Origin of the sequence: Prolixibacter sp. SD074 (genome assembly GCF_009617895.1) — a bacterium.
Taxonomy (GTDB): Bacteria; Bacteroidota; Bacteroidia; order Bacteroidales; family Prolixibacteraceae; genus Prolixibacter.
Genome location: NZ_BLAW01000001.1, coordinates 984,307 through 997,728, shown reverse-complemented (window position 1 = coordinate 997,728; position 13,422 = coordinate 984,307). Strand labels below are relative to the sequence as shown.

11 protein-coding genes, 1 tRNA gene and 1 pseudogene are annotated in these 13,422 nt (G+C 44.8%); 9 read left to right on the top strand and 4 right to left on the bottom strand.

Going from position 1 to position 13,422, the window contains the following annotated elements:
- Positions 1 to 64 precede the first annotated feature (64 nt).
- From GJU82_RS04350 to GJU82_RS04340, 3 genes and pseudogenes are all read right to left on the bottom strand, one after another.
- Positions 65 to 787 (bottom strand): annotated as a pseudogene (locus GJU82_RS04350) (glycoside hydrolase family 66 protein); the annotation flags it as partial.
- Between the two features lie 240 nt (positions 788 to 1,027).
- A tRNA-Lys gene (locus GJU82_RS04345) sits at positions 1,028 to 1,100 on the bottom strand.
- Positions 1,101 to 1,237: 137 nt separating this feature from the next.
- A complete protein-coding gene (locus GJU82_RS04340) occupies positions 1,238 to 1,723 on the bottom strand; it encodes a hypothetical protein (RefSeq protein ID WP_153631025.1) in 486 nt (161 codons plus the stop codon).
- Positions 1,724 to 1,946: 223 nt separating this feature from the next.
- On the opposite strand from GJU82_RS04340, the gene GJU82_RS04335 reads away from it, so the two are divergent.
- Both GJU82_RS04335 and GJU82_RS04330 read left to right on the top strand, forming a co-directional pair.
- On the top strand, positions 1,947 to 2,750 hold the full coding sequence (locus GJU82_RS04335; protein ID WP_153631024.1) for an SDR family oxidoreductase: 804 nt from the start codon (positions 1,947 to 1,949) through the stop codon (positions 2,748 to 2,750).
- Between the two features lie 7 nt (positions 2,751 to 2,757).
- Positions 2,758 to 3,189, top strand: a complete 432-nt coding sequence (locus GJU82_RS04330) for a thioesterase family protein (protein ID WP_153631023.1) — start codon at positions 2,758 to 2,760, stop codon at positions 3,187 to 3,189.
- Here the strand turns inward: GJU82_RS04330 and GJU82_RS04325 are convergent.
- Positions 3,171 to 3,797 (bottom strand): LysE family translocator, encoded by a 627-nt coding sequence (locus GJU82_RS04325; RefSeq protein ID WP_153631022.1) that lies wholly within the window; start codon positions 3,795 to 3,797, stop codon positions 3,171 to 3,173. The two genes, GJU82_RS04330 and GJU82_RS04325, sit on opposite strands and share 19 nt — an antisense overlap.
- Positions 3,798 to 3,991: 194 nt before the next feature.
- Between GJU82_RS04325 and GJU82_RS04320 the strand changes: the two genes are divergently transcribed.
- The 7 genes from GJU82_RS04320 (at position 3,992) to GJU82_RS04290 (ending at position 13,342) form a co-directional block, all read left to right on the top strand.
- Positions 3,992 to 4,894 (top strand): alpha/beta hydrolase, encoded by a 903-nt coding sequence (locus GJU82_RS04320; RefSeq protein ID WP_194830964.1) that lies wholly within the window; start codon positions 3,992 to 3,994, stop codon positions 4,892 to 4,894.
- Between the two features lie 51 nt (positions 4,895 to 4,945).
- On the top strand, positions 4,946 to 5,485 hold the full coding sequence (locus GJU82_RS04315; protein WP_308788836.1) for an NUDIX domain-containing protein: 540 nt from the start codon (positions 4,946 to 4,948) through the stop codon (positions 5,483 to 5,485).
- Complete coding sequence (locus tag GJU82_RS04310) at positions 5,482 to 7,260, top strand: aminopeptidase P family protein (RefSeq protein ID WP_153631021.1); 1,779 nt, start codon at positions 5,482 to 5,484, stop codon at positions 7,258 to 7,260. Before GJU82_RS04315 ends, GJU82_RS04310 begins: the two co-directional genes overlap by 4 nt.
- Before the next feature lie 61 nt (positions 7,261 to 7,321).
- The gene (locus GJU82_RS04305; protein ID WP_153631020.1) at positions 7,322 to 10,216 is read left to right on the top strand and encodes a hypothetical protein; all 2,895 of its coding nucleotides are present in this window, start codon (positions 7,322 to 7,324) and stop codon (positions 10,214 to 10,216) included.
- Between the two features lie 913 nt (positions 10,217 to 11,129).
- Positions 11,130 to 11,615, top strand: coding sequence for a helix-turn-helix transcriptional regulator (locus GJU82_RS04300; protein WP_153631019.1), 486 nt, complete (start codon positions 11,130 to 11,132; stop codon positions 11,613 to 11,615).
- Positions 11,616 to 11,654: 39 nt separating this feature from the next.
- Positions 11,655 to 12,437 (top strand): dihydroorotate dehydrogenase electron transfer subunit, encoded by a 783-nt coding sequence (locus tag GJU82_RS04295; protein WP_228488564.1) that lies wholly within the window; start codon positions 11,655 to 11,657, stop codon positions 12,435 to 12,437.
- Positions 12,431 to 13,342: a dihydroorotate dehydrogenase gene (locus tag GJU82_RS04290; protein ID WP_153631018.1), complete on the top strand. Its 912-nt coding sequence runs from the start codon at positions 12,431 to 12,433 to the stop codon at positions 13,340 to 13,342. The genes GJU82_RS04295 and GJU82_RS04290 overlap by 7 nt, the downstream gene beginning before the upstream one ends.
- Positions 13,343 to 13,422 lie beyond the last annotated feature (80 nt).

The following is a 13,422-nucleotide window of genomic DNA, read 5'->3' as shown; positions in this document are numbered from 1 at the left end:
TTTATATCGCCCGACCGGAATTTAGTGTAGTTTTCATCAAGCCCAGCTTTCAAAAATATGAACGCTATAGTTTTATGCACAATTCTCCGGCTGATGAATAATGCGGGAAATCTTTTATCACACGCTGAAAAGGTTGTGTTCCTGAAGCATCCCTCCAAGTCAGGCTGGTAGCATCCATGTAATTCAATAAGTTGATAACCTGCGTTGAGCCCAAATCTTTTCCAACCACCGAAACACTTCCGGTTTGTGGCGGCCAGCTGTTGATGTCGATTTGCCCATCGAGTGAAGTCATTGCCGGATTGTTAAAGTCTCCTTCTGCATGAAGTAGATTTTCATAAGCAACCTGGAAGTCGTAATAAGTGGTTAATGCTTCTTTCAGATCAGCCCGCATCAACAGATTATTGTTTGGGAAATATTCCTTGGCAAGCATGTGTTCACCCAGTTCCAGGTGGCTTCCGCCGAAAGCGAAAATAACGGCATCGGTCATCAACACGCCCGGCGTATTGAAATAGCCGGTGGAATTGGCTTTGTCGTAATCCATGTATGCAGCTAAGACTGTCCTTGTTCCAGCGGCTCCCATTTTTGCATTGTTCTGAATAATATTCGCAAGATCCTCGTAAGTGTCATTAGGTGACCATACTTCGGTGTAGGCGAAATTAACCGGCGTTGACAGAATATTGGCCTGTCCGTACTGGTTAACGGCATTCATCACCATCTTTTTATCCGGAAAGCGTTGGTTCAGATTATTCAGGAAAGAACTGAATCCGTAAGGCGAATCGGCTTTCTGTCCATTTCTTTGAAGGCGGAGTAGTTTGCGCGCCTCGGTGTGAGTTCATTTCTTTACCGCCGACTGACTTTGCGACAGTCGCCGCTGTCATTACGTCAGTCTCCGGGTAGTTTGCACGGAGCCCGGAGTAGTTTGCATGAAATTCGGAGTAGTTTGCATCAAAACCGACAATTTTCGCGGCAGCGGGAAAATCGGTTAAACAAGAAAAGCTTCCCGTTTCGGGGACGCTTTTCTGAAAAGTGACTGAGCTGGGGCTCGAACCCAGGACCCACGCCTTAAAAGGGCGTTGCTCTACCAGCTGAGCTACTCAGTCATCCTTTGTTGTACCCTTGTTTTTCAAAGGCGGTGCAAATATACAGTCATTTTTCTTTTATGCAAAAGATGAATACAAAAAATTGCCACTCTTTTAACCGTGAATTTCGGGAGATTTGGTAACCTTCTGTAAACCGGCTAATTTCCATTGGCACGCAAGGTGAATTCGCCGGTCGCATTTTCGGTTTTGATGATAAACTTCCAGGTGCCGATATAATCGGCATGATCTTCCTCCACCTGTACCGTGCGCGACCAACTGGCATAATTGCCATTTTCCATGTGAATGGTAGCCATGGTGTTTCCTTTCGGCGCCAGTAGCTTGATGTCGACATTACCGATGGTACTGTGACCGTTAATGGAAAGTTCCAGCTGTTTGATTTTCCGGTTTACCCGGAATTCAATTTCATCCTGCGATGTATTTTTCTGAAGTTGTTTGTGCTCCTGAACCAGGTTGCCCGGCCCAGCCTGCTCATCGGAGGACTGACTCATCTTATCCTGCATCTCCTTCATCGTCGATTTCATTTTATTATGAAATTCTTCAGTTTTCTTTTTAAACTCACTCGACTGCGCGAAAGCCGGAACGATCAGCGCCAACATCGAAAAAATTAAGAGTACTTTTTTCACGTGCTTGTTTTTTTACGGTTATACGAGATTTGTGCCGGGGTATTAATGACTTCTAAAAATACAACGCTTTATGGTTGTTTAAAAGTATGCTGCTGCTTTTATCTTACCGTAATCGTTAACATTTACCTTTCGGCGAAAACAGGTTCACTAAAAAAACATACTTTTGTTTACCTTAAATAAACCGGGAAAGATCGTTTCGGTTTCCAAATGTTCGATTTCTATTATGAAAAATAAAGTTGTCATCATTACCGGCGCTTCTTCCGGTATCGGAAAGGCTTTAGCGATTGAATTTGCTTCACGCGGGGCGAAGCTGGTGCTGGGCGCGCGGCGTACCGACAGGCTGGCCGGGCTCGAAAAGGGGCTTCCGGGTACCGAAATCCTATCGGTTAAAACAGATGTGTCGGTAGAGGCAGATTGCCGTAACCTGATTGAACAGGCCGTTTCACACTTTGGTCACATCGACGTGCTCATTAACAATGCGGGCATCTCCATGCGTGCCAATTTTGAAGAGATGGACCTTGAAGTAATGCATCGCGTGATGGATGTGAACTTTTACGGAACCGTATATTGTACCAAGTATGCCTTGCCTTATCTGCTACAGTCCAGGGGTTCGCTGGTCGGCGTTATTTCCATTGCCGGTCATGTGGGCCTGCCGGGAAGGACAGCATATTCCGCATCGAAATTTGCCGTTCGCGGATTTTTAGATACGGTCCGCATCGAAAACCTGAAGAAAGGATTGCATGTATTGGTGGCAGCCCCGGGTTTTACCGCTTCCGAAGTCCGAAAATCAGCGCTGACGGCTAACGGAACCTCGCAAGGTGAAACACCACGTAACGAAGAGAAAATGATGAGTGCAGAGGAGTGCGCGACACACATTGCCAATGCAGTGAAAAAGCGGAAACGTCAGTTAATTCTCACTTTCGTGGAAGGGAAATTTACCGTCTTCCTGGGCAGGTTTTTCCCGTCATTGCTCGATAAACTAACTTACAATCACATGGCCAAGGAGCCGGGTTCACCTGTTAAGTAACACTGATATGTATTCATTCGATTCACAATACCGGGTTTGCTACGGCGACACGGATAGGATGGGGGTGGTTTATTATGGTAATTATCCCCGCTTTTACGAAATTGGCCGGACCGATATGATCCGGGAAATTTATAAGTCGTACCGCTTGCTTGAAGAGGAAGATCGAATTTTCCTGCCGGCCCGATCGCTTCAAATCAATTACCATAAACCGGCTTATTACGATGAATTGCTTACCATTCGCACCATTGTGAAAGAGATGCCCAAAGTCAAATTTACATTGTTCTCGGAAATTTACAACGACGCTGGCGATTTGATTAATGAAGGAAAAGTAGTCCTGGCGTTTATGGACTTCCGGACTGGACGACCGTGCAAGATACCGGATCGTTTTGAGGAAATTCTCCGCGATAAACTGGGAAATAATCAATCGAACCGGAGGTAGATAAACGATACGATCGCGAAAATAATGATCACAATGCCCACAATTTTGTTGGCCCACCAAAGCATATGAAGATTAATTTTGTGCCGGAAAAGGTTCACCATGCCGGTCAATACAAACCACCAGCTTGCAGCACCACCAAATATACCGGTAATGATCATCAGTGACTTTATGGGGGCCGACAATTTCAGCGCCAGTCCCGAACCGGCAAACACTGCAATAAACACAAATACGGCCATTGGATTGGATACCGTTAACAGCAATGTGAAGAGGTAATCCTGTAAATAGGTCGAACCTTTTTTCTTGAATTTTTGCAGTTCCTGCGAAGGGTTGGAATTAAATATGTGCAGCCCGAGAAGGATGAGAATGATGGCACCAAAGATTTCGAAATAGATGGAATGTGCCGTGATGAAGTCAATAATCATCGTCATACTAAAACCGGCAATGATAGCATAAATCGTATCGGATGTTGCAGCACCCAAACCCGCCGACATACCGGAACGCCAGTTTTTGTTTACTGTACGTTGGATGCAAAGCATTCCAATTGGTCCGAGTGGAATGGAAACCGCAATTCCAATGATAAATCCTTTCCATATTAATTCCAGTTCCATGGCCGCAAAATTAAGTTAAAAATTGTTATGCCCCCGGATTTGCTGATGAAAAATACTCCTGCGATTCCCATGGAATTTTCTATTTTTAAAGGAATTTTGAATATGCTGGTGGCACTGGTTGGTTATCCCGCAATTGAAGGTCAACGCGGCATACATTTAAGTATTTTGTATTGTTGTATACTAAATTCATTCTCATGAAAAATTTTCTTCTCCTGTTTTTATTACTCATGTGTATGCACCAACCTATATTCGCTCAGGAAACAATCCCACTCTGGCCCAACGGAACCCCTGGCCCCAATGTTTCGCCCAAAGCGGAGGAAACCTTTGATGGCGTACGGGTCCGTTATGTGTCTGAACCGACACTGACCGTCTATCTGCCCGAAAAGGAAAAAAACAGTGGAACGGCTGTGGTCATTTGTCCCGGCGGTGGTTACTGGATGGAGGCCATGGATCACGAAGGATACGATTTTGCTAAGTATCTACAGGAACACGGAGTGGCCGGTATTGTATTAAAATACCGCTTGCCTTATGGTCACCCCGACATTCCGTTGCAGGATGCTCAAAGGGCTATCAGGACAGTCCGGGCGAACGCAGTTAAGTGGGGCATTAGTCTTGATAAAATAGGTATTGCCGGTTTTTCAGCCGGTGGCCATCTGGCTTCGACAGCTGAAACCCATTTCGATAATGGAAATCCGAATGCTCCCGATTCAATTGAAAAGGAGAGTTGCAGACCCGATTTTGCCATTTTGGGGTATCCGGTAGTGACCATGAAAAAGGAATGGGCGCACATGGGATCACGGGAAAACCTTCTTGGCAAGAATCCATCGAAGGAGTTGATCCAGGAATATTCAAATGAGTTACAGGTAACGCCACAAACGCCACAAACGTTTCTCTTCTTAGCTGACGATGACAATACGGTCCCTCCGAAAAACAGTATCGAATTTTACTTGGCTTTAAAGAAAAATCATATCCCGGCTGAAATGCACATTTTTGCGGAAGGTGGTCACGGTTTTGGAATGCATGTCAGTGGAAAGCCACACGACAAATGGAGGTACCTGCTTATCGACTGGGTGCGCGTCCTCAAATTGATTCCATAAATAATGAGAGATTTTAGCCAGACAAGTATTATATTGTTAAGTTTATAATATATGATGTCAAATACACATCCACACAAGGTCATAAATCATTGTCCTCGTTGTGGTTCAGGAAAATTTAAAGGTCGGAAAGAAGGGATTTCATTCACATGCGAAGAGTGTGGGTTCGTCTATTTTGTCAATAGTTCGGCTGCAGTGGCTTGCCTTATATTCAATTCGAAAGGGGAACTCATGTTGTCACGCCGGGCTGTTGAGCCGAACTTCGGAATGCTCGATTTACCTGGTGGCTTTGTGGATGTGATGGAAACGGCCGAAGACGCTGTTCGGAGAGAAATCAGGGAGGAGCTAGGTATTTCGGTTACCCGTTCACGCTACCTGACTTCATTTCCTAACGAATACGTCTTCTCGGGTTATAGTGTTTTTACACTTGATCTGGCTTTTGTATGTGAAGTTGATAATATGAGGGCAGCTCAGCCGAAAGATGATATTTCGGCCATCGAATTTTATGATATTATGTCTGTTCCTTTTCATGGACTTTGTTCCGACAGCATGCGGAATATTATTGAATTCTATATTAAAAAAGAAATAAAATGATTGTACCCGAACGTCTTGCAGCAGCAAGAGATTTGATGAAGCAACGCGGAATTGATGCCTGGATCGTTACAGGCACCGATCCGCATATGAGTGAATACCTTCCGAAACATTGGTATACAAGGGAATGGATTTCCGGATTTACCGGTTCATACGGAAAGGTGGCAGTTACACTGGACGAAGCCATTCTTTCCACTGATTCGCGCTACTTTTTGCAGGCCGGAGAGCAACTGTCCGGAACCGGTATTCAGTTGGTAAAGGATCTTCGCCAACCCGGGGATGCGCCTTACATCGGTTGGCTGAAAAAAGTGCTGCCGGAAGGAAGTAAGGTTGGCATCAATGGACTAACCATTTCGGTGAACGAAAAACGTAGTTTGGAAGCTTTGCTGGGTGCGAAGGGCATATCTTTGGATATTACAGTTGATCTTGTCAGTAAATTATGGAATGGCCGCCCATCGCTTCCCAATTCACCGGCTTATGAGCTAATGCCTGAATTCGCTGGCACTTCCCGCAAGGAAAAGCTAAGCAAGTTACGGGAACGTTTGCCGGAGAAGGGGGCTGATGGCATCCTGATAACGGCACTTGACGAACTGGCCTGGACATTTAATCTTCGCGGTAGCGATATCGATTACAATCCGGTTTTTGTTGGATACGGATATATCGACAGGGAAGAAGCGCATCTTTTTGCCCCGGAAGGAAAGATTGACCGGGTACTGAATGAGAAATTGGAACCGGAAGGAATTCATATTCATCGCTATGATGAGTTTCTTTCATTTATCAAAAATATTGAGAATAAAACGCTGTTAATCGACCCGGACCGTACGAATGCCTTATTATATATGTCGGTTCCTGAAGCGTGCAGCATCGTGGAAACTTCTTCACTGGCAAACTTACTGAAGTCTGTAAAGGGCCCGGTAGAGATAGCAGGAATGAAAAAGGCACATGTTCGTGACGGCGCTGCCATGGTAAACTTCTTGTATTGGCTGGAGAATCATCTGGGGAAAGAGAAAATAACGGAATTAACGGTTGATGGAAAATTAAGGGAATTCAGGGCTGAACAGGATTTGTTTGCCGGCGAAAGTTTTCACTCAATAGTAGGGTATGCCGAGCATGGTGCGGTTGTTCATTACAGCGTAACGGAAGAAACGGATAAGGAAGTATTGCCCGAGGGATTTTTACTGATTGACTCGGGCGGTCAATACCTTGACGGTACGACCGATATTACCCGGACGGTTGCTGTCGGTCCGCTTTCGGAACTGCAACAACATGATTTTACACTGGTCCTGAAGGGAATGATCGGCTTGAGCCTGGCCCGTTTCCCGGAAGGAACGCGGGGTGTGGCACTTGATATCCTGGCCCGAAAACCACTGTGGGATAATAACATGGATTATGGTCACGGAACAGGGCATGGCGTAGGATATTTTCTGAACGTGCACGAAGGCCCCATGAGCATCCGGCAGGATTTAAATCCGGAGATTATTCGCCCGGGACAGATTCTGTCAAACGAACCGGGATTATACCGGGCCGGACAATACGGAATCCGGACGGAGAACATGATTCTTTGTGTACCGGGACAAGAATCGGAGTTTGGCCGGTTCCTGACATTTGAAACGCTTACCCGTTGTCCGATTGATACAAGCGCAGTGATACCGGAATTATTGACAACGGAAGAGCGGGAGTGGTTGAATGATTATCATCGTATTGTTTTGCAGGAAGTCGGACCTCTTATTTCAGGAAAAGTAAAAGAATGGCTGACCGCGAAGTGTGCCCGCATATAATTGAAGGGGAGGCACATTCTACCAAACAATATTACGTATTGCTTTTTAATTGTTTCTGCATATGAGAAGGTTTTTCGTGTTATTCATCCTGCTGGCAAGCGGTATGACTTCCTACGGTCAGTACTATATCAACGGACAGGATCCTGCTTCGATTCGCTGGCGGCAAATTAACACACCTAATTTCCAGGTAATTTATCCGGAAGATTTTGAGCAAAAAGCAGAACAGGTGGCCTTTATTCTGGAAAAAGTGTACGGCTATGCCAGTGAGACATTGGAACATCAACCACGAAAAATCTCCGTTATATTACATACCAAGACCGTTCATGCCAATGGTTTTGCCGCTTGGGCACCTGCCCGGGTGGAAATGTTTCCCACTCCGTCACAGGACATGTATCCGCAGAAATGGCTGGAACAGTTGGCAATTCATGAGTTCAGGCATGTGGTGCAGATTGATAAAATCGGCGAGGAGTTGCCTGGTATTTTCAAGGTAATACTGGGGCAGCAAGCTGCAGCTGTGGCAGTGGGCGCTTACCTGCCATTCTGGTTTCTGGAAGGGGATGCTGTCACCACCGAAACAGCCCTCTCGCATGCAGGCCGCGGGCGATTGCCATCATTCGAAATGCATTTGCGGGCTCAGGTCCTGCAAAAGAAGATCTATTCTTACGACAAGGCATATTTGGGGTCTTACAAGAATTTCATTCCCGATCATTATGAACTGGGGTACCAACTGGTTGCAGGAACCCGAAGTCGTTATGGTGCGGATGTATGGGCGGGTGTGCTTGACCAGGTGGCCAGGCAACCTTTATCGCTGACGGCTTTTGATAAAGGACTGGAACTAGCTACCGGGAAGAACAAGATTGGCCTGTATCACGAAATATTCAACGGTTTGAAAGCCAAGTGGCAGTATCAGGACAGTTTGAACCGGCTGACCCCAATTCAGGTTCTCTCTTCTCATCCTAAATATTTTACCAGTTACCGGTATCCTTATTATGTGAATGACTCAACAGTGGTTGCCCTGAAAACTTCCATCAACGATATTAGCCAGTTTGTTTTGCTACAGCCGGACGGCGCTGAAAAAAAGCTGGTGGCTCCGGGAACATGGTTCAGCGAATCGATAACATATGGGAACAATCGGATTTACTGGGTGGAGCAGCAACCGGATGTGCGCTGGGAACACCGGGAATTTTCCCTGCTTCGCGTATACGACATTAACAAAGGAATGGCCTGGCAACAGCGTTATCACGAAAAGGTACTTGCACCGTCGGTTTCGAAGGATGGAAAACATTTGTGTGCGGTGGAAATTGGCAGGGAGAACCAAAGTTCCATTTTACTGCTTTCTGCTGAAGATGGTGATATTATCAAGTCTTTTCCTGCTCCTGAAGGGATGTATTTTCTGACACCATCGTGGAGTGAGGATGGAAAGCATATTTTCACGGTAGTGTTGGGCGACAAAGGGAAAACACTGGCTGAACTGGATGCAGAAACCGGCAAGCTTAAAAACCTCATGTCTTTTTCCTATGTGGAAATCCGTCGGCCGGTACAACAAGGTAATTATCTGTTTTATGCATCGGCCCAAACGGGTATCGATAATATTTTTGCATTGGATTTAGCGACCGGGGAGAATTATCAGGTAACTTCTTCGCGGTTCGGTATCCGTGATATTCAGTTTTCACCGGATGGGAAAAAACTTGTATATGCCGATTATTCGGCCGATGGTTTCCGGGTAGTTCAGACCAATGAGAAATCGTTGCTTTGGAAAAAATCGCAGCAACTTAAAGAAGTGAATATGGAACCGGCCCAAACGTTGGCACAGAAAGGACCGGGGGCCGTGGAAATGACTGAACCGGACCCGGCCATCTATCCTTCCAAGAGGTATAGCAAACTCGGACACCTTTTCGATATTCACAGTTGGGCGCCGGTGTATGTAAATACGACGGACTATTCCGTCCATCCTGGTTTTTCCATCATGTCGCAGAATAAGCTGAGCAGTATGATTTCTCAATTTGGGTATGACTATTCAGTGAATGATAAGACAGGCAAGTGGTATGCGAACCTCGAATATGCAGGGTGGCTTCCCATTTTTAAACTGGAAACAAGTTATGGCAAACGGAAATCGCAATACTATCAGATAACCAATTATACCAACCAGGCAGGTGAAGTCGTTCGTGTCGATACTTCGCTGGTTGATTTTTCCTGGAATCAATGGAATGTGGATTTGGATGCCCGGATTCCGTTGGATTTTTCCCGCGGTAAGTGGTACCGGCTACTTCAGCCGGGAGCAAAAATGGAGTTTACCGGTATCCGGCATAATGCCACTACACCTTCTCAGTTTTTTGAGGGGAACATCGTGCCCCTTACTTACCGCTTGTATTTTCACAATTTACTCCGACAAAGTTTACGTGACCTGCAACCCCGATGGGGACAGATTATGGATTTCAATTTCCGGCACACACCTTTTGGGAACCTGAATTATGGAACGGAGTGGTCGGCAGCAGGATATGAATATCTTCCGGGATTTTTCCGTCATCATGGGATTCGTATTTACGGCGGGTACCAGCAAAAAGAGCTCTCATCAACCGGTAATATGTTGTCGGACCTGATTTTGTACCCGCGCGGTTACAAGAGTTTTACCAATCGGCAGTTGGTTACATTACGAACGGATTATACGCTGCCTTTACTTTACCCGGACTGGAACCTGGGGAGGTGGATTTACCTGAAACGCATCAACCTGCGCGGGTTTTACGATTATGGATGGACGGAAGTACTGGCTTCTCAGAATAATCAGACAATCAACTATGATTTTAGTTTTAAATCGTACGGGGCAGAAGTCACAACCAATTGTCATTTCCTGCGATTCAAAGCGCCGGCCAACCTGGGAGTCAGGTACAGTTACATGCCCGATTTGAACGACTATCGTTTTGATGTACTTTTTTCAATCAATTTTTCTGCACTGTAATTTCAGAAAAGGACCTGCGGATTACATTTACCGGAAGAAAACTGAATTTTGTTTTGCTGGCTTCTTCTGTCGGATTGTATATCCATTTCTACGCAGCAAAACTGTATCAATACCTGGTTAACCACAAACCATTCAATTCTCAGTAAGTCAATTATCAACAAAACGATTTACAATACTCAATTAATTCGGCAATCCAATCAATAACAAAAAACATTCAAACGGACATATGTCAACCGATATTCAATTCACATATGTATCAAGTAATTTTAATTACATTTGTATAACAAATAAATAAATTACTAAAGTAAATTGATTGAATTTACATAGATTTCATTTTAATTCACATCGTTAATTAATGGAAAGTCTAATTTGTAAACACAATATCGCTGTTGATTATATACTTAAAAAGTTGCACATTAAGTCCATAAAATCAATATGTTATATTCAGAAATACAAGTAATACTTTAAGTAATCGCATACATTTGTATGCAATTACGGATAAACACGCCTAATCGTTATCAATTTATAGCTTTATTTATCTTTTTATCAGTATGTTACCACTTATATTAAGTACCAATACTTTAAGTGGAATACTGAGGTTATTTACATCAATAGCATACCTAAGCATTAAGGTCTTATAGGGTAGTAAAACAATGACTTAATGTAGATAGTTGTTTATGGGACAGATTCTATTCTCCTCAGCTTCTTACTTATAGGCTCTTTATGTTTTTGATACAGTTGTAAATTGCAAGATGTACATAACTGGTGTTGTTTGTTCTGTTTTGTTTTGTTACATTTGTCATAACGGGGGGTTCACAAGTGAAATACTTCAAATTAATGCCGCCCCTTGGGCCACAATTTGTTGTTATTATTTGTGAATTTCAGCAATACGCTAAGAACCAATTGTAATCAAATGAAAGAACGTATCAATCAGTTTTTGCAAAGTGAGCGCCTGTCGCCGGCCGAATTTGCTGATCATATTGGAGTACAACGCTCCAGTGTTTCGCATGTATTGAATGGGAGGAATAATCCCAGTGCATCCTTTATTCAAAAGATGATTGCTGCTTTTCCCGGACTAAATACCCGCTGGTTGCTGCTTGGTGAGGGTGATATGGCCCGGTGGGACAACCGGACAAAACCTGACTTATTTGCCGAAGCTGGGGAGGTTGAACCTGTTAGCCGGATTTCACCTAAACCACCTGTTCAGCAAAAGTCGGAAAGGTTAGAAGCCGCACCGGAACAGGCCAATGGACCAGCTTCGGTGCAATCTGAGGAACAGGCCACCTATATGTCGAAAAAGGCAGTGAAGAATACCTGGGACGATGGGCTGGGCGAAATTGAGCGTATTGTGGTATTTTACTCCGATAAAACTTTTAAAGCATACAAACCCTCAAAATAGTTTTTTCGGCTATCTTTGCCCTTCAAATAGTGGCTTAAGATGATGAATAAGACTGTTCAAAACCTCAGGGTTCTATCGAATATCCAACTTAACCGGGACCATCATCTCCTGGAGTTGCAGGCTCCCGTCAAATTGGAACAAATCAACCCCGGGCAGTTTGTGAATGTCCGTGTCGAAAAATCACAGAGTACTTTCCTTCGCCGGCCGTTTTCGATTTACGGGGTTAATTATGAGAAAAATACCATCTCGTTGTTTATTAAGGATGTGGGGCCAGGCTCGCATGTACTTACTTCAACGCCCGAAGGTGAGGAAGTTGATGTTGTTTTCCCGCTCGGAAATGGGTTCTCACTCCCCGAAAACAACGAACGTATTTTGCTGGTAGGCGGTGGTTTTGGTATTGCTCCTTTACTTTTCTTTGCGCAAGAGCTGAAAAATCTCAATTCCAAGGTTGATATTCATGCACTGGTAGGCGCCCGTACAGCGGATGACCTGATGGAACTGGATTCGTTTGCTCAGTATGGACAGGTGTATACCACTACCGAAGATGGTTCACACGGATTGAAAGGCCGTGTGACTGACCATTTGGTTTTGAACGATAATTTACAAATATTTGACAGGGTTTACACTTGTGGACCAGAGCCAATGATGAAAGCTGTTGCAGCTAAAGCGGCAGCGGTCGGCGTTTTTTGTGAAGTATCACTGGAGAATACCATGGCTTGCGGCTTTGGTGTTTGCTTGTGCTGCGTGACAGATACGACCAGCGGACATCAGTGTGTTTGTACAGATGGCCCGGTGTTTAATATAAAGGATTTGAAATGGTAGATTTACGTGTTAAGATAGGCGATCTTGACCTGAAGAACCCGGTTATGACTGCTTCCGGGACATTTGGATACGGAGTTGAATTTGAGGATTTTTTTGATTTAAACCGGCTGGGAGGCTTTGTAGTTAAGGGAACGACCTTGCATGAACGCCAGGGAAATCCTTATCCGCGCTCAGCTGAAACGCCTTCCGGAATGCTGAATGCTGTTGGGCTGCAAAATCGCGGAGTAAAATACTTTGCTGAAAAAATCTACCCAAAGCTGGAGAGATTTCAGACCAATGTGTTGGTGAATGTTTCGGGATCTACTGTGGAAGAATACGTTGAGTGTGCGGGGGTAATTGACGAACTGGAGCATATTCCGGGGATTGAACTGAATATTTCCTGCCCGAATGTGAAGGAAGGTGGGATGACTTTCGGAACCAGTTGTCCGTCGGCAGAAGCGGTTGTACGTGCGGTGCGCAAAGTTTACAAAAAACACTTAATGGTAAAGCTGTCGCCAAATGTAACTGCCATTGATGAGATTGCCCGTGCGGTGGAAGGTGTGGGTGCCGACAGTGTCTCGCTGATCAATACGTTGCTGGCGATGGCCATTGATGCTGAGACGCGTAAACCGGTGCTTTCGACGATTACAGGCGGACTATCGGGCCCTGCGGTCAAGCCTGTTGCACTGCGGATGGTCTGGCAGGTTGCTCGGGCGGTAAAAATACCGGTTATTGGTATGGGAGGCATCATGAATGCTGCGGATGCAATTGAGTTTATGCTGGCGGGCGCTTCTGCTATCCAGGTAGGAACGGCTGGTTTTGTCGATCCGCTTGCTCCGGTAAAGATTGTGAAAGGTATAGAGGATTACCTGAAACGTCACAAAATTGAATCGGCTGCTGATTTAGTCGGCAGTTTACAATTGTAAATACATTTGTACGTACACGAATTAATGAATTTTAACGTTATATAACATGCAGCCTGTTTTTTGAACAGGCTTTTGTTTAT